Annotated in this window: 23 protein-coding genes; 5 read left to right on the top strand and 18 right to left on the bottom strand. The window is 35.1% G+C overall.

All coding sequences use genetic code 11. The annotated features are described in order from the left end of the window. Positions 1-3: 3 nt before the first annotated feature. Complete coding sequence (cyaY, locus tag A9G07_RS02160) at positions 4-312, top strand: iron donor protein CyaY (protein WP_065733841.1); 309 nt, start codon at positions 4-6, stop codon at positions 310-312. Positions 313-374: 62 nt separating this feature from the next. On the opposite strand, the gene uvrD is transcribed toward cyaY, so the two are convergent. From uvrD to A9G07_RS02105, 12 genes are all read right to left on the bottom strand, one after another. Beyond that, on the bottom strand, positions 375-2,603 hold the full coding sequence (uvrD, locus tag A9G07_RS02155) for a DNA helicase II (RefSeq protein WP_065733840.1): 2,229 nt from the start codon (positions 2,601-2,603) through the stop codon (positions 375-377). Positions 2,604-2,785: 182 nt separating this feature from the next. Then, positions 2,786-3,499 carry a 5-amino-6-(5-phospho-D-ribitylamino)uracil phosphatase YigB gene (gene yigB / locus A9G07_RS02150; RefSeq protein ID WP_065733839.1) on the bottom strand — a complete coding sequence of 238 codons (714 nt, stop codon included), beginning with the start codon at positions 3,497-3,499 and terminating at the stop codon, positions 2,786-2,788. After that, positions 3,499-4,422, bottom strand: coding sequence for a tyrosine recombinase XerC (xerC, locus tag A9G07_RS02145; protein WP_065733838.1), 924 nt, complete (start codon positions 4,420-4,422; stop codon positions 3,499-3,501). The genes yigB and xerC overlap by 1 nt, the downstream gene beginning before the upstream one ends. A gap of 9 nt (positions 4,423-4,431) precedes the next feature. After that, complete coding sequence (locus tag A9G07_RS02140; RefSeq protein ID WP_065733837.1) at positions 4,432-5,166, bottom strand: DUF484 family protein; 735 nt, start codon at positions 5,164-5,166, stop codon at positions 4,432-4,434. A gap of 48 nt (positions 5,167-5,214) precedes the next feature. Beyond that, on the bottom strand, positions 5,215-6,039 hold the full coding sequence (gene dapF, locus A9G07_RS02135) for a diaminopimelate epimerase (RefSeq protein WP_065563132.1): 825 nt from the start codon (positions 6,037-6,039) through the stop codon (positions 5,215-5,217). Positions 6,040-6,145: 106 nt separating this feature from the next. After that, positions 6,146-7,399, bottom strand: coding sequence for a diaminopimelate decarboxylase (lysA, locus tag A9G07_RS02130; protein WP_065733836.1), 1,254 nt, complete (start codon positions 7,397-7,399; stop codon positions 6,146-6,148). A 12-nt stretch (positions 7,400-7,411) separates the two neighbouring features. Further along, positions 7,412-7,552, bottom strand: a complete 141-nt coding sequence (gene lptM, locus A9G07_RS11940; RefSeq protein ID WP_141677451.1) for an LPS translocon maturation chaperone LptM — start codon at positions 7,550-7,552, stop codon at positions 7,412-7,414. Positions 7,553-7,800: 248 nt separating this feature from the next. After that, on the bottom strand, positions 7,801-8,691 hold the full coding sequence (locus tag A9G07_RS02125) for an L-ribulose-5-phosphate 3-epimerase (RefSeq protein ID WP_065733835.1): 891 nt from the start codon (positions 8,689-8,691) through the stop codon (positions 7,801-7,803). Positions 8,692-8,756: 65 nt separating this feature from the next. Then, entirely contained in the window at positions 8,757-9,401 is a 645-nt protein-coding gene (locus A9G07_RS02120) for a 3-keto-L-gulonate-6-phosphate decarboxylase UlaD (protein WP_065733834.1), read from the bottom strand. Between the two features lie 20 nt (positions 9,402-9,421). Further along, a complete protein-coding gene (locus A9G07_RS02115; protein WP_065733833.1) occupies positions 9,422-10,114 on the bottom strand; it encodes an L-ribulose-5-phosphate 4-epimerase in 693 nt (230 codons plus the stop codon). A gap of 3 nt (positions 10,115-10,117) precedes the next feature. Beyond that, the gene (locus tag A9G07_RS02110; RefSeq protein ID WP_065563137.1) at positions 10,118-10,591 is read right to left on the bottom strand and encodes a PTS sugar transporter subunit IIA; all 474 of its coding nucleotides are present in this window, start codon (positions 10,589-10,591) and stop codon (positions 10,118-10,120) included. A gap of 35 nt (positions 10,592-10,626) precedes the next feature. Next, positions 10,627-12,393, bottom strand: a complete 1,767-nt coding sequence (locus A9G07_RS02105) for a PTS ascorbate-specific subunit IIBC (RefSeq protein ID WP_065733832.1) — start codon at positions 12,391-12,393, stop codon at positions 10,627-10,629. A gap of 440 nt (positions 12,394-12,833) precedes the next feature. Between A9G07_RS02105 and ulaR the strand changes: the two genes are divergently transcribed. Together ulaR and ulaG are read left to right on the top strand one after the other, a co-directional pair. Further along, positions 12,834-13,595, top strand: coding sequence for an HTH-type transcriptional regulator UlaR (gene ulaR, locus A9G07_RS02100; protein ID WP_065563139.1), 762 nt, complete (start codon positions 12,834-12,836; stop codon positions 13,593-13,595). A 27-nt stretch (positions 13,596-13,622) separates the two neighbouring features. After that, complete coding sequence (gene ulaG / locus A9G07_RS02095; protein WP_065733831.1) at positions 13,623-14,690, top strand: L-ascorbate 6-phosphate lactonase; 1,068 nt, start codon at positions 13,623-13,625, stop codon at positions 14,688-14,690. A gap of 125 nt (positions 14,691-14,815) precedes the next feature. Here the strand turns inward: ulaG and recG are convergent, their stop codons facing one another. From recG to pmbA, 6 genes are all read right to left on the bottom strand, one after another. Beyond that, complete coding sequence (recG, locus tag A9G07_RS02090; protein WP_065733830.1) at positions 14,816-16,909, bottom strand: ATP-dependent DNA helicase RecG; 2,094 nt, start codon at positions 16,907-16,909, stop codon at positions 14,816-14,818. Between the two features lie 5 nt (positions 16,910-16,914). Continuing rightward, on the bottom strand, positions 16,915-19,023 hold the full coding sequence (gene spoT / locus A9G07_RS02085; protein WP_065733829.1) for a bifunctional GTP diphosphokinase/guanosine-3',5'-bis pyrophosphate 3'-pyrophosphohydrolase: 2,109 nt from the start codon (positions 19,021-19,023) through the stop codon (positions 16,915-16,917). A gap of 19 nt (positions 19,024-19,042) precedes the next feature. Continuing rightward, positions 19,043-19,333: a DNA-directed RNA polymerase subunit omega gene (gene rpoZ, locus A9G07_RS02080; protein WP_065563143.1), complete on the bottom strand. Its 291-nt coding sequence runs from the start codon at positions 19,331-19,333 to the stop codon at positions 19,043-19,045. Between the two features lie 173 nt (positions 19,334-19,506). Next, the gene (locus A9G07_RS02075) at positions 19,507-20,721 is read right to left on the bottom strand and encodes a CinA family nicotinamide mononucleotide deamidase-related protein (protein WP_065733828.1); all 1,215 of its coding nucleotides are present in this window, start codon (positions 20,719-20,721) and stop codon (positions 19,507-19,509) included. A 35-nt stretch (positions 20,722-20,756) separates the two neighbouring features. After that, the gene (locus tag A9G07_RS02070) at positions 20,757-22,493 is read right to left on the bottom strand and encodes a SulP family inorganic anion transporter (RefSeq protein WP_218059979.1); all 1,737 of its coding nucleotides are present in this window, start codon (positions 22,491-22,493) and stop codon (positions 20,757-20,759) included. 6 nt (positions 22,494-22,499) lie between these two features. Continuing rightward, complete coding sequence (pmbA, locus tag A9G07_RS02065) at positions 22,500-23,852, bottom strand: metalloprotease PmbA (RefSeq protein ID WP_065733827.1); 1,353 nt, start codon at positions 23,850-23,852, stop codon at positions 22,500-22,502. 77 nt (positions 23,853-23,929) lie between these two features. On the opposite strand from pmbA, the gene yjgA reads away from it, so the two are divergent. Both yjgA and ppa read left to right on the top strand, forming a co-directional pair. Further along, a complete protein-coding gene (gene yjgA, locus A9G07_RS02060; protein WP_065563146.1) occupies positions 23,930-24,466 on the top strand; it encodes a ribosome biogenesis factor YjgA in 537 nt (178 codons plus the stop codon). Positions 24,467-24,535: 69 nt separating this feature from the next. Continuing rightward, complete coding sequence (ppa, locus tag A9G07_RS02055; protein WP_065563147.1) at positions 24,536-25,060, top strand: inorganic diphosphatase; 525 nt, start codon at positions 24,536-24,538, stop codon at positions 25,058-25,060. Positions 25,061-25,144 lie beyond the last annotated feature (84 nt).

Genomic DNA, 25,144 nt, shown 5'->3' with positions numbered 1-25,144 from the left:
AATATGAACGTCACTCAATTTCATACTCTAACTGATCAACTTTTTAATCAAATTGAATCATACCTTGATGATTATGCTGATGAGCATGATATCGATTTAGATTACGAAACTAATGGTAATGTTATTAATATCAGCTTTCCAAATAACAGTAAAATTATCATTAATACACAAGAACCCTTATTTCAAGTTTGGCTAGCAACAAGAAAACAAGGTTATCATTTTGACTTTATTAACAACAAATGGATTTGTAATCGGTCAGATCAAACATTTGAAGATATTTTTACCCAAGCCGTAGAAGAACAAGCTGAATAATTTTCATAAAAAATAGGCGGTAAATTAATATTTAGCGCCTATTTTATTTAGGTAGATGGCATTTATAATAATGTCAGATTTGCTAATTTTATTACTAACCATTTAATACCAACATCAACGAAAGCGATTTGAACTCGCCTATGCTCACCTTCACCATCAAGATTGATAATTGATCCCTCACCAAAACGGTTATGTTTAACCTTTCTACCTAACGTATAACCATCATCTTCCTTTTTCTTCTTAGAATAAGATTTTTTACGTTCTTGATAAAACTCATCATCTTTATTTTGGTAACCAGATCGTCCCCCAAATGAAGAAAAACTACCTTGGTAATAAGTTTCATTTAAGTTTTCAACTGGCAACTCATCTAAAAAACGAGAAGGTAAATTTCGTTCTTCTCGACCATAGAGTCGTCTTTGTTCTGTCAATGAAAGCGTTAAGTTTTTTCTTGCTCGCGTTATACCAACATAAGCTAAACGTCTTTCTTCTTCCATTTTATCGACTTCTTGAATAGAACGTTGGGTAGGGAAGATACCCTCTTCCCAGCCTACAATAAAGACATTGTCAAATTCCAATCCTTTTGCTGAATGTAGCGTCATCAGTTGAACAGAATCTTGGTCAGTACCCACATCACGACTTTCAAGCGATGTAACCGATAAGAATGATTCTAAAATTGTTAAAGGTTTACCTGTTTCAGCATCCTCAATCACGGTATTTTGATTGACACGGTAAAATTGCTCAGCTGCAGAAACAAGCTCTTCAAGGTTTTCTAACCTTGCCTGACCTTTAATACCCGGCTCTTGTTCATACATTCGCAAGACACCTGATAATGTAATAATCTTCTCTAATTGTTTATAAAAAGGTAAGTCATTAACTTCAGCGTGAATCGATTGCATTAAATGGATAAATCGATTTATGTCTGTAAGTTGTCTATCAGAAAGTCCCTTCTTTTCAATTAACGTTAAGCAAGCATCCCATAACGACATATCTTTATGCTTAGCAAAATGTCTAATTTTATCTAAAGTAACTTGGCCTATACCACGAGTTGGCGTATTTATAGTTGCTTCAAATGCCATATCATTGTTATGGTCATGTAATAGACGTAAATAAGCAAGAGACAATTTAACCTCTTGCCTTTCATAGAATCTAATCGAGCCATAAATTTGGAAAGGTATGCCATTTTGCATTAATGTATCTTCAAAAATCCGAGATTGAATATTATTACGATACAAAATCGCGCAACTAGAGTAATTTTGACCTTGCTCATGCAATTTTTTTATTTGACCAACAACAAATCTTGCCTCATCAGCATCATTAAAACTTCTGTAAAGCAAGATTTTTTCACCATCGCCACTATCGGTCCATAAATTTTTACCTAACCGATTTTTATTGTTAGCAATCAATTTATTTGCAGAATCTAAAATAAACCCTGTGGATCGATAATTTTGCTCTAACCGAACAATTTCAGTATCGGGGTAATCATTGATAAATAATTGAAGATTATCGGCATTAGCACCACGCCAACTATAAATTGACTGATCATCATCACCAACAATCATGATATTAGCTGTATTACCCGCTAATTTTTGTACGAATCGATATTGAATTTTATTAGTATCTTGAAACTCATCAATGAGAATATTTGAGAAACGATTACGGCAATAATCTAAAACATTCTCATCTCTACAAAGTAATTCATAAGCTCTCAGAATTAACTCAGAAAAATCAACGTAGCCAACTTTATCGCAAATTGCTTGATAATCACGATAGATCACTTGCCACATTACTTGTTTTGGATCTTCTGGCAGCAAGTCTTTAGCGCGTAATCCTTTCTCTTTTTGTGCAGAAATATAATTAGCACACTCTTTTGCTGACCATTGCTTTTCATCTACTTGAAGTTCTCGGAAAATTCGCTTGATAAGTCGAATCTGATCTTCTGTATCAATAAGCTGAAAATTATCTGGAAGGTTAGCTTGTTGAGGAAACATGCGTAATAAGCGATGAGTCAAACCGTGGAAGGTACCAACCCACATTCCATTTAAATATCTTTCACCAACTAACGATTCAATTCTTTCCTGCATTTCAGCAGCAGCTTTATTGGTAAAAGTCACCGCAAAAATTGAACCCGATGAATAATTTTTCTCAACACAAAGCCAAGCTATTCGATGAACAAGTACACGTGTCTTACCACTTCCGGCACCTGCAAGTACAATAGTATATTGATTATCTGTAACTACTGCGGTTTGTTGTTCTGTGTTAAGGTCTTTTAATAATGATTGCTTAATGTCCATTATGTGTTAACCCATCCCGATTACATAAACCACTATTAATTATTGATATATTGAATCTTTTTAAAATTGCCATTTTCTTTATAATATTTATTGGTGAGTCTATTAAAAAAATAAAGACAGGTAGTAAATGCAAATCTTATTTACATCTAACTGTACTGTCTTTTTATACACATATGTGATAATTATAACAGATTATCTAATTCTAGCAATCGGCTTATCTCAATATGAGGTAGGCACCTTGCATCAGTAAGATGATAAATATCTTGCTCAAAGATATTTATCCAACACGATAAATAACCGTTATTAATGGCGCCATTAACATCAGTCTCTAAATTATCGCCGACATGTAATATATATTTATTGGGTATGGATAATTTTTTTGCAGCCAAATCAAAAATTTCTGGAAATGGTTTTGAACGTCCATCCGGTCCACCGCGTAAAGAAAATTGGAAATAGTCTCCCAATCCGATTTTATTTACATCGACATTACCATTAGTAATTACAGCTAATGGATATTTTTTTGCTAGTTTAGTTAATAAAATATGTGTTGATTGAGGAACAACCATCTTATGGCGCCAAACATTGAAACAATCTACCGCACCATCAATTATCTGAGAATGTTGAGATACGGGTATATTGGTTCTATTCAATAAAGATTTTATAGTATCTATCCGCCAAACTATCACATCATGATAAACTTCCGGATTGATTGAGAGCACCAAACTTTTTTCTTGGAAATATAAATCTAATGTTAAATTTTGAAACTGTTCATATTTCTGTAAATTTTTTATCATTTCCTCTTCAGCTTTATCTACAATCATACTATTATCATATAGAGTATCATCTAGATCGAAAGTGATCGCTTTAATGCAGTCAATTGAACGATAAAAATGCATTACTTTTTCCCTCTTTTAGCTCGTGGATGAGCAGAATCATAAACTTCCGATAAATGTGAAAAATCCAGATGAGTATAAACTTGTGTAGTGGATAAATCAGCATGACCTAGTAATTCTTGTACTGCTCGCAAATCACCACTCGATTCAAGCATATGCGTTGCAAATGAATGGCGTAGTTTATGTGGGTGAACATGTGAACTTAATCCTTGTTTGATACCCCATTGAGCAAATCGTTTCTCCACATTACGAGGAGAAATTCGTTTCCCCAATTTAGAAATAAATAGTGCATCATCCTGCGGTTTTAATTCATTTCGCATGGTTAACCAATATTCAATCCATTTTACAGATTCTCGCCCTAAAGGTAATTTCCGTTCTTTATTACCTTTTCCCATTACCCGGACTTCCCCTTCCCTTAAATTTAGCTCTCGACAATTAATGTTAACTAATTCAGAAAGACGTAATCCAGAACCATACATAACTTCGAGCATAGCTCTATCGCGCACAGATAATGGATCGTTATATTCAATATCTAATAATTGATTAACCTCATCAATATCGATATTTTTAGGAAGATGCTGGCCTAATTTAGGGTTAACTACACCTCGAGCAGGATTGACGGAAATCATTTCATTCTTCACCATCCAATCGAAAAAACTTCGCAGTGCAGACAATCGTAAGGAGAGACTTCTTGCTTGTAAACCGGTTTGCCGACTTCTGCTAATTAATAATCGTACAGCTGACGAATCAATAGCTTGCCATTTTTCAATATCCAGATTCTTGGTTAAATCGATAATGGCATAAAGTTGACGGCGATAATTAACTTGTGTGTTTAGGCTAAGTTGTTTTTCTGATTTTAGATAGTTTAAGAAATGCTCAACCGGCTCAGCTAATAAAGTGGAATAATTTGGATTAGTTTTAGCCATCATCGTTCCTTACTTTCTTCGCATAATCCATTTTTCAATCAAAATAGGTAATATCTCACTAACTTTCTCTAATAACAAAGTTCCTTGCCCAACTTGATAATGTTGTGGATCTGGGCTAGTAAACATCAAAAGACCGAGGTCCCCAAATTGACCAAATAATGATAATGCAACTGATCCGACATAACCATGCTGCGGTAATAAAAAATCTAATTCAGTTGTGTTTAATTGACCTAAATAAAATTGACTATACTGTAGATGACGAACACGAATAAAATCAAATTGTAATGAATTTAAGGCTAAATGATGATAGCTAGATGGCGCACTAAGTAACCATTTATCATCGAAAAGATATAAATAAGCACCATTGAGCCCTAAATCTTTAGCCCAATTTTTTAAAGATACAATTAATTCATCAATATCTTTTGCTTTAATTAAGTCGAATTGCAATTTCATTAACTGATTAAAAAGCAGCTCATTAGCACTAGCATGCTCCATTAGCATGGTAATTTCAGACTCTAACTGATTAATTTTATTACGCTGTCTAGCCATGTGCCATTCAGGTAACGAAATAATTCCGCGAACTGGATGTGGTACACGCATTCGTTCAATCTGAGCAGCATTACGAATGAAGAAATCAGGATTATCAATGATATACTGACTGACCATTTCATCATTCAATTTGACAAAGTTTTTTTGTCGACGATGAGGCTTATATTTAACTGTCTGTGTTTTTTTAATGACCATAATTTATTTCTATCGTACTCAGTATCAAATCCTAAATTACATCAGTTATTAAATTGAAATATAACCATCATATACATGTGTTGCTGGTCCAGTCATATAAAGAGGTTGCTGATTGCCTTTCCATTCGATAATTAATTTGCCACCAGGTAAATTAACATTTACTCGTGGATTTAAGAGTCCTTGATTAATACCAACTGCGACAGCCGCACAAGCACCAGTACCACAAGCCTGTGTTTCACCAACACCTCGTTCAAATACGCGCAAATTAATATTATTTCGATCGATAATATGCATAAAACCAATATTTGCTTTCTCAGGAAAACGTTCATGTTGTTCTAACAGTGGACCAAGCGTTGATACTTGAGCTGTTAATATATCATCAACCTGAATAACACAATGCGGATTACCCATTGAAGCAACGCCACACAGAACTGTTTGTTCTTGTGCACGAATAATATAAGTTTTTTCTTCTTTAATGGCTTTGAAAGGAATTTTACTCGGCTCAAAAATAGGGGTTCCCATATTAACACGTACGGTTTCATCATCATTAACCGTCAATACAATATTACCTTTCATAGTACTTACTTTTAAAACACGTTTTTTCGTCAACCCTTTCAAACGAACAAAACGAGCAAAACAACGTGCACCATTACCACATTGTTCCACTTCTGAACCATCTGCATTAAATATGCGATAGTGGAAATCGCTTTCTGGCGAATAAGGTGGTTCAACAACAAGTAACTGATCAAAGCCAATACCGGTATAGCGATCTGACATGCGTTTAATCAATTCGCTCGAAAGATGAACATTTTGCGTTAGTGCATCAATAACCATAAAATCATTACCTAATCCATGCATTTTAGAAAAGTTCATCTTTGCTTACCTTTTTTTAATTACCTATTACTCTAATTAAGTTTAATTAATAAAGCGCTTTATTTGCCAAGCGAATGAGTCCATCACATCACACACTCTAAAAAGATTATAATACTAATTCACCACGCCATAAATCATCAAACGTCTCACGTTTTCGAATTAACTTATGTTGTTTTCCTCCTTCAAGCAAAACTTCAGCTGGACGTGGGTGACTATTATAATTTGACGCCATACTAAAACCATAGGCACCAGCACTACAAATAACCAATAGATCACTTTGTTCAACGGACAACTCTCGTTGATAAGCTAACACATCGCTAGATTCGCAGATTGGTCCAACGATATTGTAACATTCTTTTTTATCAGAACTTTTTGGTTCTCTGACTGGTAAAACTCGCATCCAAGCTTTATAAAGAGCTGGTCGAATTAAATCATTCATTCCCGCATCAACAATAGCAAAATGGTTACCATCTTGATGTTTAGTGTATTCAACTTTAGTAATTAATAAACCAGCATTAGCCACAATTGAGCGGCCTGGTTCAAAAATAATTTCAAGATCAGCATAATTGGTTAATTTCGCAAGTAACTCTGAAGCAAGTGTGGATGCAGAAATAGGTGTTTCATTTTCATAACAGACCCCTAATCCACCACCTAAATCAATATGTTCAAGGTGAATATTTTCTGCTTTGAGTTTATCAACCAATATTAAAATCCTATCAGCAGCATCTAAAAATGGCGATAATTCTGTTAATTGAGAACCAATATGGCAATCAATACCAACTATCTTAATATGATTTAAGCTAGCCGCTTTGCGGTATACATCAAGGGCTAATTGATAACTTATGCCGAATTTATTTTCACGCAATCCTGTTGAGATATAGGGATGGGTTTTGGCATCCACATCAGGATTAATTCTTAATGAAATTGTTGCAATTTTACCTAATTGTTGAGCAATTTCGTTGATACGATATAATTCCGCCTCCGACTCAACGTTGAAACATTTAATACCAACTTCAAGCGCACGTTTGATTTCTTCAATAGATTTTGCGACACCAGAAAAAACTATCTTTCTAGGTTCAGCACCTGCTTTTAGCACCCTTTCCAATTCACCCTGCGAGACAATATCAAAACCGGCACCAAGTTTAGCCAACAAATTTAAAACCGATAAATTACTGTTAGCCTTAACTGCATAACAAATTAGATGTTTCTTATCTTGAAGAATTTGCTGATAAGCAAGAAATTGTTTTGTCATATGAGCAGCAGAATAGACATATAACGGAGTTCCATATTGCTTTGCTAGATCAGAGATAGCGACGTCATCTGCCAATAACTGACCATTACAATAATGTAAAAATTTCATTGAATTATTCCTTTAAGCTATGTTACTCACATCATTAGATTGAACAAATGTCCTTGACTGCTCATTGGGATAATATAGTGGGCCTTTTAAACCACAACCAACTAATGTCCAGATGGCTAATAATATGGAGAATAATTTGATCATTGATTTCATATAATATTCGCAATTCTTTCATTTTGTTATAATGGCCATTATATTACACGATAGGCCAATTGGTGGAAAGAATAAATAAAAATCTCTTAATATTAATATGTTGCTATAAAAGAGTTTAATAATGATCTTAAGCTTAAAAATAACATGTCATTCTGATGCGTTCTGATGGCTATTTTTTAATTCGACTGAATAGATAAAGCCCAAATAAGACATTAATTGAGCTTTATATCATTTTTATTACAAATAAATTAGGAGAATAGTGCATATCCTGCTTGGGATGCCATAGCATTTAGGCTTTGTTGAGCAGTAATAATATTTTGCTTCCAATTATCATCTTTAGCCCACATTTCAATCACAAAAGGAGCACAATAATCCATTAATTTTAATGTATTAAAAATGGCCGGAAAATCAACTTCGCCTTCACCAATAACTAAATCTCGAAATTGCCCAGAATAATTAGATTTAACTTTTTTGGTATCTTTAAGATGAATTTGCACAATATGATCACGACTTAATAATAGTTCGGTGCATACATCATAATTCCAACCAGAAATATTACCAACATCCGGATAAGCCATAAAGTATGAAGACGGTATTTCCCTTTTCAGAATCTCGAATTTACTTAGTGAATTAAGATAGTCAGTATCCATTATTTCTACAGCTAACATAATACCTGCTTTTTCTGCTTGTTTGGCACTCCACTTCATACCTTCAATAAAGCGTTGATGGGTTTGATTACTTGCTGGTTCATAATAGACATCATATCCTGCAAGCTGAATGACTCTGACACCTAATTTATAAGCAAGTACTATTGCCTTGTTCATTATGTTTTTTGCTTGTGCACGAATATATTCATCATTGGAACCGAATGGATATTTTCGATGAGCACTTAAACAAATAGAGTGCAAAGCTATGCCCATTTGTTCTGACAAATGACGTAATGAATAAATTTGATCATCAGACCAATCCAGCCTTGCTCGACGTTCGTCTGACTCATCAATGGATAATTCAATAAAATCGAATCCTAATGCTTTTGCTTCATTAAATTTTTGTTGCCACGTTAAATCATTTGGTAATGCTTTTTCATAAATACCAATACGAGGCGTGGTTTTTTTGATATTTATTGCTCTTTTTGTCATAATCTAAACCTAATAAAAATGGAACAATATGCATTGCAGTTGAATTGACAACTGCAACATACCAATTACCAATATTTAGCTATCTGCTCTCTTAAAGCTTGTGCAGTTTGTTGACCATTTTGGTTAGCAAGAGCACGACCAGCAATAAAGGCTTTCGTTTTGATTCCTGCAAAAAGATGAATATCTTCAGGTACAATACCGCCCGTGATAGAGAGCTCAAGGCCTAAGTCGGAAAGTTGACGCATTTTAACTAAGTCTTCTTCACCCCATCCTAATCCAGCTAATTCTGCATCACGAGAACGATGATAAATAGCTTGTTTTATACCTAACTTTCGCCAGGCTTTGGCATCATCTAGAGTCCAATGACCATATAACTCTATTTGAATTTCTCCATTAAATTCATCAGCAACTTTTTTGCAGGCTTCAATAGTTGCAATATGTGCAGCCGCTGAAACAGTTAACCAATTAGCACCTGCTGAAAAAGCCATTTTGGCTAAAATCGCGCCACCGTCGGTAGTTTTTAAATCACAAACCAAGATATGGTTAGGGTATTTTTCTCTTAACGTTTTAACGCCACCAATACCTGCTCCAAAAGCAAGAATTGTTCCCACTTCGATAATATCCACAAAACCAGCAACATTTTTTGCAACTTCTAAAGCTGGTTGTAATTCTGTTTGATCTAATGCGATTTGTAGTTTAGGTTTTGTCATTTTATTTGCCCTCTTGCATTCTATTTTTGACCATAATAAGCATTCGCACCATGTTTACGAAAATAGTGCTTGTCCGATAAAGCTTGTTGAATTTTTATTGTTTGATTAAGTTGACGTGTAGAAATAGCCATCATTGCGACTTCTTCCAATACGACTGCATTATGCACAGCATCTAAAGCATTTTTACCCCAGCAAAATGGAGCATGACCAGAAATAACTGCGCCCGGCATCGCTTTAGGATCGAGCCCACGTCGTTTAAACTCTTCAATAATCACCAGTCCAGTATTTTTTTCATAATCATTTGCTATTTCGCTATCGGTTAATCGACGCGTACATGGCACATCACCATAAAAATAGTCAGCATGGGTTGTTCCTAAGGCAGGTACATCGAGTTCTGCTTGCGCCCAAATAGTCGCATAACGAGAATGCGTATGAACAATACCACCAATATCTTTAAATGCTTTATAAAGCTCAAGATGAGTAGCGGTATCACTTGATGGATTGAGATGACCTTCGATAATGTCACCATTTAGTGCAACCACTACAATATCATCAACTTTCATATTGTGATACTCGACACCTGATGGCTTAATAGCAATAACACCTTTATCACGATCAATCTCGGACACATTGCCCCATGTAAATGTCACCAAATGATATTGAGGCAATGTTAAATTAGCTGCTAATACTCTTTCTTTTAATGCTTGATACATAAATTAGCCTCCATTTAATGCCTTATCGATGACCGCATAAACATCTTCTTTGTTTTTGCAAGCTCTTAACTTATCAAGATTGACTCCGGTTTCACTGGTTTCATCATCTAACACTTGGGTAACCTCCATTAATCCTTCCATGTGTTGATCTGATGTACTTCCTGCTAAAGTAACAAGCACATCAACAGGTTCTTCTTCGCCATCGAAATAAACTGGTTGATTAAGGGTTACTAAAGCAAAAGCAGTACGATTGACTCCATCTTCTGGTCTGGCATGAGGCATGGCAAAATTAGGTGCAATAATAATATAAGGCCCCATTGTTTTAACGCAGTGGATAATTGCGTCATAATAAGAAGGTTTAATTGCATTTGAAGCGACTAACATATCGGTACCTAATTTGACAGCTTCTTGCCAATTAGCAGCATTTGCTTTTAATAATATTGAATTATTTTCAATTAATGATTCTTTCAAAGCCATCGTTGTACTCCTTTCTTCTCTTTATATTTAATCGATTATTGAGCAAGTACTTTTTTAATAATCTCAATAAGCTCATCACCGAATGTGTTTGGATTAAGCATATTTTGTACACCTAAAGCATGTTGTCCTTCATTAACTTCGATTTCGTGAATCAAGTGTTTTGAAGCAACAATAATGTCAACATTGGGTAAACGCGATTTGTAATCAGTTACCGCGCATGAATCCATCACATTTGCAATACCTTTCTTATCTAGATAATTAGCTATTTTCATTTTCATCATCATTGAAGAACCTTGCCCACTTCCGCATACCGCAAGGATACGTATCGGACGACCTTCAGCCACGGCTACTTCATCCATTTTATCTACCACAGCTTCATTAACATCTTGTTGATTATCGTTAAATTCTGGATGATCTTTTTGCATTGCTTCTTCTTGTTTAAGCTGTTTTGCAGCAAAAAACATATAAACTAAAGCTAATGCAATTAATAAATAGATGAATAAATGAGAGAATGATAAGCCTTGTAAAATTGGTGGGAATAAAATTGCCCAATCAGCCATACCCATCCAAGCGTCAATAGGAGTACCATTTTGAGCAAAAATGTGAATTACCCAAGCTGAACCAAATACTTCAATCATGCCCATAACAAAACAGAGTTTCATCACCGCTTTCCAACCACCAAAATGGTTTGCAAAAACACCAATTGTCGCATTAGAGAAGAACATTGGAATAAAACCAGGAATAATCATAATCGGTGATTTGAAAATAAGTAATAAAGCAATCGCTAAAAATTGTCCTAATGCCCCCCAAATAAAACCAAATACCATAGCATTAGGTGAGAATGCATAAATCGCAGCACAATCTATTGCTAATACTGCATTAGGGATCAATTTTTCCGAAATACCTTTAAATGCCTCAGATAATTCAGCTACAAACATTCTTACCCCACCAACGATAACTTGTATGGCAACAGCAAATTTCAATCCTGTTTCAAGAATATAAATAGTCCAATGAGTAGAGCCAGCCATAGTTTGCAAATTATCCAAACCAAATGAGAGCAAAATAATGCCAAAAAAGAATGTCATAACAATTGCTGTAGCAGCGATACTGTCATGAAAGATATGTAACCATTTAGGTAATTTAAGGTTATCAACAGAATTGGCTTTATCGCCTAATTTTGGTGCCAATTTAACAGCAATCCAAGAACCAAGTTGTTGCTGGTGTCCAATTGAAAAACCAGCACCACCAGTCACCGCTTCGGTAGGCTTAAACATCATATTGGAAAATATTCCCCAATATAACGCTGTAATGATTGCTGAATAGATTATTGTTTCCCACATGCCATAACCGAAAAGGAAATAGAATAAAGTAATCAACCCTACTTGTTGGAACATGATATGGCCTGTTAACATTATGGTACGAATACCGGTAATACGACGAAAAATGACTAAAACAATATTAATTGCTAGTGCTAATAAAACCGCATATCCTACCCACGAATACTGATCACCCATACCGTTTTCAACAGCAACCATTGATGCATAAGTGTCAATGATAGATCCTTTAATACCATGATATTCAGCTAATTTGGCAATAACCGGCTTAAAGGTCGAAACCAACACATTTGAACCCACTTGTAACAACATAAACCCAACAATGGTTTTAATTGTTCCTTTTAAAATTGTGGTTATGTCTTTGCGTAAAAGACAATAACCAAGCATTGTCACCAAGCCTAATAACAAAGGTGCTTTCGTCATGACTTGACTATAAAAAATGTAGAAAATGTTATAGATTACTTCCATATGCCCCTCTCATTGGTTATTGGACACTGTTTGCATTACAAATCCTTATTAACTTTTCAATGCAGGATAATTAACGCTATCCAGATGCCACTTATATGGTTGTTTAGTGTGAGGTTAGTTTTTTTCTTAAAACTTAACTCAGTTAATCAATCGTGATTCATTAACTGATATTCATCTTCCATAATCACAATTAATCATTCAATGATTATTTATGATTATTTTGACGTAGATCACTTTTCTATAACAATCAACTGTAAAACTGTGATGGATATCACATTATCGCTAAAAAAAACACCATGCAAATCAAATTATAGCTATATTAATCAATACATTAAATTATTTTATCTTTAATGAGACATGATCAGCGATTGACAATAAATCCAATGATAATTATTATCACAAATAATCAAATTAGCTCATGATGTTATAAGAGGTTATCAATGAATGAAATTGTGCGACACAACGAAATTGTTGCTTTAGTCAATGAAAAAGGTGAGTTAAAAGTCACCGAATTAATTGAAATTTTCTCCATTTCTCCGGCTACAGCTAGAAGAGATATAACTAAACTTGCTTTAGATGGGCGAGTGCGAAAAGTACGTAATGGTATTTTACGGTTAGAAGAACAAAAACCTATATGGGCACCAATAGATATCAATAATACCGATCACTATCATGAAAAAGCACGCATCGCGATACGTGCAGCTAAACTATGCGAAAGTGATGAAAACGTTGTGATTAATTGCGGTTCAACAGCATTTTTATTAGGGCGTGAATTGTGTGGTAAAAATGTCTCAATTATTACCAATTACTTTCCATTAGCCTGTTATTTAATTGAACACGATCATGAAAACGTCATCATTATGGGAGGGTTATATAACAAAACACAAAATATCATACTCAACCCTATTGCCAGCTTTACTGATTCTTATGCAGCAAAATGGATGTTTACTAGTGGCAAAACATTAACACCAACTGGTCTTTATAAAAATGAGATCTTAGGTGCAGTTGCAGAACAACAAATTTTAGAAAAAGCTGAAAAATTAGTTGTGGTGGTAGATAGCTCCAAAATCGATACTAAAGCCAACTCCGGCATGCTTTTTTGTCCTGTAAATAAAATCGATATTTTAATTACAGGTAAACAAGCGAATAAAGAAGTAATCGATTGCATAAAAGAGCAAGGCGTAGAAGTAATATTAGTTTAACTATTAAATGAAGAAAAGGAACATAGTATGAGTAAAGTGAATGAAATTACCCGTGACTCTTGGATTTTAAACACTTTTCCTGAGTGGGGAACTTGGCTTAATGAAGAGATAGAAAATACGGAAGTTAAACCTAATACGTTTACCATGTGGTGGCTTGCTTGTACGGGAATTTGGTTGAAATCAGCTGGTAACACCAATATTTCTGTCGATTTCTGGTGTGGTACAGGTAAAAAAACCCACGCCAATCCTTTAATGAACAAACAACACCAGATGATGCGCATGGGAGGTGTACGTGAATTACAACCTAATTTAAGAACCAGCCCATTTGTTTTAGATCCATTTGCTATTAAACAAATTGATGCCGTCATGGCGACACATGATCATGCGGACCATATTGATGTCAATGTTGCAGCTGCAGTTATTCAAAATTGCTCACCAGAAGTAAAATTTATTGGTCCTAAAGCTTGTGTCGAATTATGGAAAAGTTGGGGTGTACCGGAAGAACGCTGTATTGTTGCAAAAGTAGGTGAAACCTTACATGTTGGTGATATTACGATTCATGTTTTAGATTCATTTGATAGAACATCACTTGTAACTTTACCTAAAGGTGTTTCATCAACAGATAAATCCATTTTAGATGGGATGAATGATCGTGCAGTCAATTATTTATTCGAAACAACCGGTGGTTCACTCTACCATTCAGGGGATTCTCACTATTCAAACTATTACGCAAAACACGGTAATGATTATAAAATTGATGTTGCTCTTTTATCTTATGGCGAAAATCCACGTGGTGTAACCGATAAAATGACTTCGTCAGATATTTTACGCGCAGCAGAATCTCTCAACACTAAAGTGGTCATTCCATTCCACCATGATATTTGGTCTAATTTCCAAAGTGATCCTCGTGAAATAGAAGTATTATGGGATATGAAAAAAGACCGCCTAGAATATCAATTTAGACCATTTTTCTGGCAAGTTGGTGGTAAATATACATATCCTACTGATAAAAATAAAATGCATTATCAGCACTATCGAGGATTCAGAGATATCTTTACCGATGAGCCGGAATTACCATACCGTTCATTCTTATAAATAAAATTAACACTAATATTTATGGACTTATAGATATCGCTATAAGTCCTTTTTTATGAATAACCATCTGCTTTTATTGAATATTATATAAAAAAACTATTGTAGTTCTCAACTACTATCATAATTTAAGCATTAATGTACTTTTCTCGATCAGGTAGCCAACATTCAATTAGCTGATTAGCACTTTCGGGATAATTTTTCTGTAAATAATAAGAGGCTTTTTGTACTTCATTAATTAGATGTTGATCACGGATTAAATCAACTACTTTAAAGTTAGCTACCCCTATTTGCCTTGTACCTAGAATTTCGCCACTACCACGAATCTCTAGATCTTTTTGGGCAATAACAAAACCGTCATTACTTTCTCGCATCACCTTCATACGTGCTTGAGCTATTTTACTTAAAGGTGCTTGATACATAAGAACACAATGAGATATTGCAGTACCTCTCCCCACTCGCCCACGTAATTGGTGCAGTTGTGCTAAGCCTAAACGTTCAGCATTTTCAATAATCATCAAGCTGGCATTAGGCACATCGACACCGACTTCAATAACCGTTGTGGCAACTAATAATTGAATTTTACCGTCTTTAAAATCCTGCATGACAGATTGTTTTTGATCTGATTTCATTTTGCCATGCACTAAAGCAATAATAAGATGCGGTAAGCGTTCTTGTAATTCTGCAACTAACATTTCTGCAGCTTGAGCATCAAGCGTTTCAGATTCTTCAACTAAAGTACAAACCCAATAGACTTGGCGATTATCAATACAAGCTTGATTGACACGTTCAATAATTTCATCACGACGAGAATTTGGTATCACTATCGTCGATATTGGCGTTCGTCCTGGAGGTAATTCATCTATGATTGATACATCTAAATCTGCATAAACTGTCATCGCCAGGGTTCTTGGAATTGGCGTTGCTGTCATTATTAATTGATGAGGATGACACTCATCTTTAATACCTTTTTCCCAAAGACTTAATCGCTGGTTTACACCAAAGCGATGTTGTTCATCAATAATCACCAATCCTAATTGGAAAAACTTAACTTTCTCAACAAATACGGCATGAGTACCAATTAACATTGAAATTTCGCCTAATTCAATATCATCATATCGTCGTTTTTTATTTTTTGCGGTCAATCGCCCAGTTAACAACTCAACCTTTATTCCTAGTGGCTCAAACCATCGACAAAAATTATGAAAATGTTGTTCGGCTAATATTTCGGTCGGCGCCATTAAAACAACTTGCTTATTATTTTCAATAGCATTTAGAGCGGCTAAAGCTGCCACTAACGTTTTACCTGAACCCACATCTCCCTGAACTAATCGCATCATTGGAACTGACTTAGCCATATCTTGATAAATATCCTTTACGACTCTTTTTTGCGCATTTGTCGGTTCAAATGGCAAAGAAGCAAGGAAAGGCTGAGAATAACGCTTATTACTATGCATTGGATAAGAATGTTGTTTTTGATTATCAACCTTAATAAACAACATACTTAAATGATAAGCAAGCAACTCTTCAAAAACAAAACGCTTTATTGCTGGATGTTCTCCATCAATAAGCTGATCTACATTCGTTGTTAATGATGGATTATGAATAATATCTAATGATTCAACAACAGATAAATAACCATTGCTTATTGAAACCGGTAAGATTTCAGCTGGTGGGTTTCGTTTTAACAATATTAATGCCGATTGTATTGCTTTACGGATGACATTCTGAGTTAACCCATAGGTAGTTGAATAAATCGGCGTAAATCGCTCTTCGTTTGGTTCAGAAAAACTAGGCGACTCCTCTTTTTTTGATTGAATATTAAATTGTGGGTGAATCATTTCTGGATAATGGCTCCCCCTCTTTATTTCTCCGTAAGCCCTCACCCATTTACCGGATGCCATGGCTGTCTTCATACCCATGTTGAAATTGAGAAAACGTAAAATAGCGATACCAGAATCATCCTGAATATAGCAGAGCAACATTTTACGTTTAGTTGTAATTATTTCACTTTTGATAATTTGACCTAAAATTGTGGTCGTTTCACCAATAGCAACATCACTAATTGCTGTAGATGTCGAACGATCTTCATAACGTAAAGGGAAATGTAATAAGAGATCTTGAACAGATTTAATACCAAGTGCAAAGAATTTTTTTTCTAAACTAGGCCCAATACCAGCTAATTTTGCAAGCGGTATTCGGTTTAGCAAACGATCAACCATAATAACTAATTAATATTACGTGTCACACTCACTACATCTTGTTGTAGTGATAATTTTCGGATTAAATCATTAAGTTGTTGAGTATTCTTAACTTCAATTTGCAAAATAATTGTATAGATTTGCCTATCTTTTTCTTCCGTGTTTAACCATTGAATATGTGCTTTCTCATCATTAATGATAGAAAGAACATGACCTAAAGAACCCTGATTATTAATAATATCTACCCAAATTTCAGCTACAAAAAACTGCTCAATATCTGGTGCCCATTTAAGCGAAATATATTTATCGGGATTATTCTGATAACCACTAACATTGCGACAAGATTCATGATGCACAGTTAAACCTTTTTCAGGGCTAACATGACCGACAATAGGATCATTAGGAATAGGATGACAACATTTTGAAAAAGTAACTAATACCCCTTCACTTCCTGTTATAACTAATGTTTTATTTTCTTCAGATTGATTAAATAAAAGCGCTTTATGTTCAAGACCTTTGACAATAAAATGGCTCATAATATTGCCTAGCCCTATTTCAGCTAATACATCCTCAAACGAAGTCAACTTAGTCAAACTAACAATACGATCTTTCTGCTTATCAGTTAGCGAGTCGATTCCACCCGATTTAATAAGCGCTAAATTAAGCAATTTACGACCTAATAAAATAGCATCTTCGCACTTCAAGGTTTTCAATGCTTGTCGAATGCGAGATCTTGCTTTAGCACTAACGACAAAATTAAGCCAGCTTGCATTAGGACGACTTTCTGGAGACGTAATAATTTCAACAGTTTGACCATTGCTTAAAGGTTGAGAAAGCGGGTAAGGTTTACGATCAACTAAAGCCCCAATACACTGGAAACCGATATCAGAATGCACAGCATATGCTAAATCAACTGCTGTTGAACCTTCAGGTAATTGAACAATTCGACCTTTGGGTGTAAAAACATAAATTTCTTTTGGAAAAAGGTCAGATTTAACATTTTCAATAAACTCAAATGAATTACCAACACTTTGTTGAAGTTCCAACAAGCTCTGCATCCAACGCTGGGCTTTAATCTGAGTAGTAGTGTTATTTAACTCATCATTTTCATTATAAATCCAATGCGCAGCCACACCCATTTCTGCCATTTGATCCATATCTTCGGTTCGAATTTGCACTTCCACAGGCGTACCATGTGGGCCAATCAATGATGAATGCAACGATTGATAACCATTCGCTTTTGGAATAGCAATATAATCTTTAAAACGATTAAGTCGAGGTTTATATAAGTTATGGACTAAACCAAGTGCACGATAACAAGTATCAACATCATCAACTACAATTCGGAAAACATAAATATCCATAATTGAATGGAAATGCTGTTCACGAAGTTGCATCTTTTGATAAATAGCATAAATGTTCTTTTCAAGCGCTTCCACTTGGGCATTGATATTCGCTTCAGCTAAACGCCCTTTAATTTCTGATAGAATTTGCTGAATAAGCTCTTTTCTGGTGCCACGAGCAATCTTAACAACTTTTTCAAGAACTTTAGCGCGATTAGGATGCATCGCCGTAAAACCAAGTATTTCAAGCTCAGTTTTAATATGATGAATACCTAAACGATGAGCCAAAGGAGCATAAATCTCTAATGTTTCTTTAGCAATACGTCGACGTTTATCCGGTCTTAATGCCCCAAGAGTACGCATATTATGCGTTCTATCAGCTAACTTAATTAGAATCACTCGGACATCTTCGGTCATGGCTAAAACCATTTTGCGAAAATTTTCAGCTTGAGCTTCTTGTCGGTTTCTAAATTTTAACTTATCAAGTTTCGAAACACCTTCAACTAACACGGCAACATGTTTGCCAAATTTTTGTGTTATATCTTGAAAGGTGACTTGGGTATCTTCGATGGTGTCATGCAAAAGTGCAGCGATGATGGTCTCATAATCCAGCCGCATATCGGCTAAAATGGTTGCTACAGCAACCGGATGAGTAATATAGGGTTCACCGCTACAACGGAATTGTCCTTCATGCGCTTGTTTCGCAAAAAAGTAGGCATTTTGAATTAATTCAACTTGTTTAGCTGGAAGATAAAATGCAACAACCTCTTTTAAGCTTTCAAAATATTGCATGGACAATTCTCAGCAATGTTTATTCGTATGAGGGAGTATTTTCTAAAAGTACCGTTTCATGAAGAGCATTACGCACTTCTGATTCTTCATCTTGACGAGCTTGGAATTCAGCAGTATCAAGAATTTGTTTATTTACAAGCCCATCTTCAATTTCGCGTAAAGCAACTACAGTTTCTTTATCGTTTTCTTCTGGAATTAGTGGCGTTTTGTTTTCAACTTGTAATTGACGAGCACGTCTTGCTGCAACTAAAACGAGATCAAAGCGATTACCAATTTTTTCTACTGCATCTTGGACAGTTACACGAGCCATTTTTACCTCTAATATATTAACTTATATGCTTCAATTGAAAGATCCGCTATTCTACTTAATTTTGTAGGGAATTGTCCATAACTAATATTACTAACAAATGAAAAACCCCTGTAAAATCGTTCTAAAAGCGGAAGCAATATTATAAAACTATTTGTTAAAACTATACGATAAAACTATACCAATAACTCTAACCAAACGTTAGGCCCAATGATAGGCAGATTTAAAAGATAACGACGCAAACCATCTAAAGCAATCGCAGATAAAATTTGTTGTTGGATCTTATTATTTTGAACTCTACCAGTATACTTCAATTTAAAATGCAATTCTTGATTTTTAGTGACAATAACTAAAGTAAATTCCGTATTCTTTTCTTGAAAATTGACTACCCCTAGCGCAATATCGGCTTTTTGATTTTGCAATACTTGTGAAAAGTAATTAAGTGGTTCTTCCATCACAAAAGGTACCACTTCTGATTTCACCACGGGGGCATTGGCTTTTAATAGGTGATAACCAATTACTCCAGCTGATTGTTGTTCAATGACCACAATAGATTGATTCGTTTCATTTAACAATCTTGATACAACCTGAGCTAAACCTGATACACCTTGATTAACACCTTCACAAAGTAAATTATCTGCAACAATAGACTTTATTTTGTGCCATGCGCTATCCATTTCACTTTTTTTACTTTCTGGCCCAGTTAATTTCAATTCAATAATAGGCATTGCTGCACGATAACCAACTGTAATAAAATCAGGAATATCTAATGAAGTCTCGATCTCCATTCCTAAATCACTTTCTGTTCGTCCCATGGTGGTTAATCGATAACAGAGTTTACGTTCGGTTATAGGATAGATCATCTTAATGTCAGGCAAAATTGAAGTTCTAATCATTTCTTTAAATTCAGAAGGAACGCCTGGCGTAAAGAATAATAGACAATTATTTATCACCATCTTAAAGCCACATGCCGTTCCGATTGGATTATCAATTAACGTTGCACTTTGAGGTAACATTGCTTGTTTGATATTGCTTGATGGCATTTTTCTACCGCGATTCAGGAAGTAGCGTTCAAGTACTTTAAGCCACTCATCGTGTAAAACCAAAGACTCATTATTAGCCTGTGCAGCTGCTTGTGCACTTAGATCATCACTTGTTGGTCCTAACCCTCCATTCACAATTAAAATATCATTGTGCAAGCTACGCTCTTGCAGAGTATCAACCAATGTCAACAAATCATCCCCTACTGTATGGCGCGAAGTGATAGAAATGCCTTCTTCAAATAAAAAATCAGATAACCAAGCTGCATTAGTATCAACAATTTGACCATATAAAACCTCATCACCAGTACTAAGCATCTCAATTTTGAGTGGATCTTTTATCTGATTCATAATTATCCCTAGCTAATTAAAAAATGATTAAAAATTTAATTATTTATATCCTCGTCGTTTTTGCTTTCCATATGTTCTTTACTCTGAACTGACCTAACAGCAAAATAAAGATCATAAGCAAACTCAATATAATCAGTATCTAATTTAATATTCATCTGCTTAAACCAATTCTTCAATGTTTTACGTCGGCCAGATAAAATCAGTACCACATTTCTAACCTTCAACGATTTAACCAACTCGTCAATACCGGTCAAAACACTAACATCTTTATAGGTAAAGCAAGGAATAGCATCAACAATCACATAATTAATTGCCTCAGGAGATTCATCTATATAATTAATAATCCTACGTTTAAAGTATGCAATATTGAAATAAGTTAATGGAGAATTAAAGCGATAAATCATAGTATTACTTAATGGACTAACATCCGAACCAATTGAATGAATTCGTCCACTTTCATCAACACCTAATAATTGATCATTCGGCCTAAACACACGACGTAAAAATAAAAACAGCCCTAATAAAACGGCCAACGCCATACCGGGAATAATACCAATAACTAACACCGAAATTAACGTAGTTAAGCTTAAATAAAACGCATCACGATCGAATTTAAAAAATCGGATAATAGTTTGGAAATTGATAAGAGATAAAGAAGAATATATTAAAATCACCGCCAACACACAAGTTGGAATATATTGTAGTGGTGACAAAAAGAACAATACGACAAAGCCAATCAAAACAGCCGCAATAATTGATACTAATTGCGTTTTACCACCATTGGCATCATTAACCGCGGTACGTGATGAGGTACCGCTGACTACAAAGCCTTGCGATAAACCTGCAACAATATTAGCCATACCTAATGCTTTAAATTCAACATCGGCATTAGTCTCATAATTATTTTTAGAGGCAAAGCTTCGTACCGTAATCATCATACTTACAAAACAAATAACGGCGATATTGAGCGAAGGAACGACTAAATTACGCATCAAGCCCTTATCAAAATCAATCCATGACTCAGCAGGAATAAAATCACTCGTTACTCCACCAATGATTCGAACATTATAATGTTCAAAATTAAACAGCCAAGAGAGAAACGTCATAATAATTACAGCAAACAAAGGGGCTGGATAACGTGGCTTAAATTTTTTCAATACAACCAAAATCGCAAGTGTACAAAAAGATATAAATGCCGTTAACACATGAATTTCAGATATTTTAAAAGGTAGATAAGCAATGCGTTCAATCAAATAAGAATAATCATACTTAAAGCCAAACATCTTAGCTAACTGATCGACCATAATAGTAATTGAAATCCCATTAAGTAGGCCAATCAAAATTGGCTGACTTAATAAATCCGCCAAAGCACCTAAATGGAGTTTACCGGCAATCAAGCACCAAATACCGATCATAATGGTCAACAGCACCACCAATTGCCAACGTAAAACAGGATCATTAGCTGCTAAAGGAAATACCACAGCAGCAACCACAGCACAGGTAGCTGTATCGGGACCGACAATCAATTGCCTGGATGAACCAAAAAGCGCATAGACAATAAGCGGCAAGATAGTTGAATATAATCCCGCAATCGCACCAACGCCTGTAAGCTCTGCATAAGCGATAGAAACAGGCAAAGAAACTGCTGCCACTGATAATCCCGCTTTAATATCAAAACTAAGATATTCGCGCTTATATCGCAATAAACTCATCAGGCCTGGCATCCAAAAAATAATTTTTTGGAATAATGCGCTACTGGTAAACTTTCCCATGTTTGATTATTTCCCTGCTACACTCATATTTTCTACTAATATTGATCCTGTTTGAATATTACTTCTTGTCTCAATATCACTGCCTATTGCCACAATATTTTGGTAAATATCCTTAAGGTTCCCCGCGACGGTAATTTCATTGATTGGATACTGTATTTTACCATTTTCCACCCAAAAACCAGAGGCGCCACGCGAATAATCACCCGTAACATTATTAACACCTTGTCCCATTAATGACGTAATAACAACACCTTTATCTAATTTTCTTAGCATTGTATCAAAATCAGCATCAGTTTGACTTGGTGAAACTAACCAATTATGTATACCACCAGCATGTCCTGTCGATTTTAGCCCTAATTTTCTAGCTGAATAGTTACTTAACAAATAAGTTTGTAGAATACCGTCTTCAATAATATTGCGCTTAAATGTTTTGGTTCCTTCACTATCAAAAGGTGATGACCCAACTCCTTTTAAAATATAAGGATCTTCTAAAATTGTCAGCCAAGATGGAAAAATCGCATTACCCACACTATCTAATAAAAAAGAGGATTTTCGGTAAATAGCACCACCACTAATGGCTCCAACTAAATGGCGAATCAACCCAACAGCAACTTCTGCACAAAAAAGAACTGGAACTTGCATGGTTTTAATTTGTTTAGCACCTAAATGAGCAACCGCCTTTTCAGCAGCATGATTACCAACCCAATCAGGTGATTTTAATTGGTTAGCAACACGGGATGACGTATAATCATAATTACGCTCCATTTGCCCATTTTGTTCAGCAATAACAGAGCAAGAAAGTGAATGCGAACTTGCACAGTAACCTTGTAACATCCCTAAACTATTACCATAAACATAAACACCATAACGACTATTAAAATAACCACCGTCACAGCTTATCAAAGAAGACCTTGCCAACGCACTTAGTTCAGCCTGTTTTGCCTGTTCAATTGCATTATCAACATTCAAATCACTTGGATAAAACAGATCTAAATCTGGCGCATCAAAAGCCATTAAATCGGGATCGCCAAGACCAGAACAAGGATCTGCTGACGTATATTGCATAATATTAATAGCCATATCCACAGTTTGACTGATTGCCTGTGGCGACAAATCACTGGTTGACGCACTACCCTTACGCTGATTTTGATAAACAGTAATACCTAACGCACCATCACTATTAAACTCAACATTCTCAGCCTCACCATCTCGTGTACTAACACTAATACCTGTTGATTGATTAATCGATACCTCAACCGCATCAACTCGAGCTTTTGCCTGGTTAATAGCATCGGCAACAATTGCTGACAAATGTTGCTTTTGGCTTAACGCGTCTTTTTTAATTTGTTCAATACTCATTTTATTATTTTCTACAATTCTGCTAGTGATACGTTATAATATGCCAGAATTCAATTTTAGTTAACAAAAGAAATAGCATGAATAACAATCAAGAGCCAAATTTAGAACCTGACTTCAACATTGATCCTCAAGACGATGACATTATTTACGTCAGTAAAAGTGAAATCAAACGTGATGCTGAAGCACTTAAAAAGTTAGGTGTCGAACTTGTCAACTTAAGCAAAAATGAAATTGCTAAAATTCCCCTTGATGAAGATCTACTTTATGCGATTGAATTAGCGCAAAAAATAAAAAAAGAAGGCTATCGTAGGCAAATCCAATACATTGGTAAACTACTTCGAAGTCGTGATATTGAACCTATAACATTAGCTTTGGATAAACTTAAAAATCGCCATAACCAACAAGTCGCCCTATTTCATCGATTAGAAAAATTGCGTGACGAACTTATAGAAACGGGTGATGCAGAATCAATAATGGGGCTTTTCCCTTCCGCAGATAGACAGCAACTACGCACACTAGCGCGTTTAGCCAAAAAAGAACTCTCTGCAAACAAAACCCCAAAAACAGCCAGACAAATTTTTCAATATTTAAAAGATTTGAGCGAAACAGAGTAAATTTTTATAATGTTCGCTTTATATTTATCATTAAACACTATTAACAAATAAAAGATAGAGGACACAAAAATGGGACTATTAAATGTACCAGCAGGTAAAGAATTACCAGACGACATCTATGTTGTAATCGAAATCCCAGCGAATGCTGACCCAATTAAATATGAAGTTGATAAAGACACTGGTGCAGTATTTGTCGATCGTTTTATGGCTACAGCCATGTTCTATCCATGTAACTATGGTTATATCAACCACACTTTATCACTAGATGGCGATCCTGTTGACGTATTAGTCCCAACACCATACCCATTACAACCAGGTTCAGTAATTCGTTGCCGTCCAGTTGGTGTATTAAAAATGACTGATGAGGCGGGTTCTGATGCTAAATTAGTTGCAGTACCACACACTAAACTATCAAAAGAATACGATCATATTAAAGATGTAGATGACTTACCTGAGTTATTAAAATCTCAAATCAAACACTTCTTTGAACAATACAAAGCCCTTGAAAAAGGTAAATGGGTAAAAGTTGAAGGTTGGGATAACGCAGAAGCAGCTCGAAAAGAAATTATCGAATCATTTGAACGTGCAAAATAACCCCTTCTTTACAAAAAAGTAATCGCTTTACCGAGTCATAAAGAAAAATTTTTATGACTCGCATTTTTAGACTTTTTTTGACTT

The organism is Gilliamella sp. wkB72, assembly GCF_001693745.1.
In the GTDB taxonomy this organism is placed as follows: domain Bacteria; phylum Pseudomonadota; class Gammaproteobacteria; order Enterobacterales; family Orbaceae; genus Gilliamella; species Gilliamella apicola_E.
Note: the sequence above shows the minus strand (reverse complement) of the source record. Positions and strands in the feature narration are given on the sequence as shown.

Excerpts from the sequence above, each read along its gene's own strand:
- ppa (WP_065563147.1), top strand. The coding sequence starts at position 24,536 with ATGGGACTATTAAATGTACCAGCAGGTAAAGAATTACCAGACGACATC.
- ulaR (WP_065563139.1), top strand. The coding sequence starts at position 12,834 with ATGAATGAAATTGTGCGACACAACGAAATTGTTGCTTTAGTCAATGAA.
- spoT (WP_065733829.1), bottom strand. The coding sequence starts at position 19,023 with ATGCAATATTTTGAAAGCTTAAAAGAGGTTGTTGCATTTTATCTTCCA.
- ulaG (WP_065733831.1), top strand. The coding sequence starts at position 13,623 with ATGAGTAAAGTGAATGAAATTACCCGTGACTCTTGGATTTTAAACACT.
- A9G07_RS02120 (WP_065733834.1), bottom strand. The coding sequence starts at position 9,401 with ATGACAAAACCTAAACTACAAATCGCATTAGATCAAACAGAATTACAA.
- A9G07_RS02125 (WP_065733835.1), bottom strand. The coding sequence starts at position 8,691 with ATGACAAAAAGAGCAATAAATATCAAAAAAACCACGCCTCGTATTGGT.
- A9G07_RS02075 (WP_065733828.1), bottom strand. The coding sequence starts at position 20,721 with ATGAATCAGATAAAAGATCCACTCAAAATTGAGATGCTTAGTACTGGT.
- A9G07_RS02110 (WP_065563137.1), bottom strand. The coding sequence starts at position 10,591 with ATGGCTTTGAAAGAATCATTAATTGAAAATAATTCAATATTATTAAAA.
- yigB (WP_065733839.1), bottom strand. The coding sequence starts at position 3,499 with ATGCATTTTTATCGTTCAATTGACTGCATTAAAGCGATCACTTTCGAT.
- yjgA (WP_065563146.1), top strand. The coding sequence starts at position 23,930 with ATGAATAACAATCAAGAGCCAAATTTAGAACCTGACTTCAACATTGAT.
- cyaY (WP_065733841.1), top strand. The coding sequence starts at position 4 with ATGAACGTCACTCAATTTCATACTCTAACTGATCAACTTTTTAATCAA.
- rpoZ (WP_065563143.1), bottom strand. The coding sequence starts at position 19,333 with ATGGCTCGTGTAACTGTCCAAGATGCAGTAGAAAAAATTGGTAATCGC.
- uvrD (WP_065733840.1), bottom strand. The coding sequence starts at position 2,603 with ATGGACATTAAGCAATCATTATTAAAAGACCTTAACACAGAACAACAA.
- recG (WP_065733830.1), bottom strand. The coding sequence starts at position 16,909 with ATGGTTGATCGTTTGCTAAACCGAATACCGCTTGCAAAATTAGCTGGT.
- dapF (WP_065563132.1), bottom strand. The coding sequence starts at position 6,039 with ATGAACTTTTCTAAAATGCATGGATTAGGTAATGATTTTATGGTTATT.
- xerC (WP_065733838.1), bottom strand. The coding sequence starts at position 4,422 with ATGGCTAAAACTAATCCAAATTATTCCACTTTATTAGCTGAGCCGGTT.
- lysA (WP_065733836.1), bottom strand. The coding sequence starts at position 7,399 with ATGAAATTTTTACATTATTGTAATGGTCAGTTATTGGCAGATGACGTC.
- A9G07_RS02070 (WP_218059979.1), bottom strand. The coding sequence starts at position 22,493 with ATGGGAAAGTTTACCAGTAGCGCATTATTCCAAAAAATTATTTTTTGG.
- A9G07_RS02105 (WP_065733832.1), bottom strand. The coding sequence starts at position 12,393 with ATGGAAGTAATCTATAACATTTTCTACATTTTTTATAGTCAAGTCATG.
- lptM (WP_141677451.1), bottom strand. The coding sequence starts at position 7,552 with ATGAAATCAATGATCAAATTATTCTCCATATTATTAGCCATCTGGACA.
- A9G07_RS02140 (WP_065733837.1), bottom strand. The coding sequence starts at position 5,166 with ATGGTCATTAAAAAAACACAGACAGTTAAATATAAGCCTCATCGTCGA.
- pmbA (WP_065733827.1), bottom strand. The coding sequence starts at position 23,852 with ATGAGTATTGAACAAATTAAAAAAGACGCGTTAAGCCAAAAGCAACAT.
- A9G07_RS02115 (WP_065733833.1), bottom strand. The coding sequence starts at position 10,114 with ATGTATCAAGCATTAAAAGAAAGAGTATTAGCAGCTAATTTAACATTG.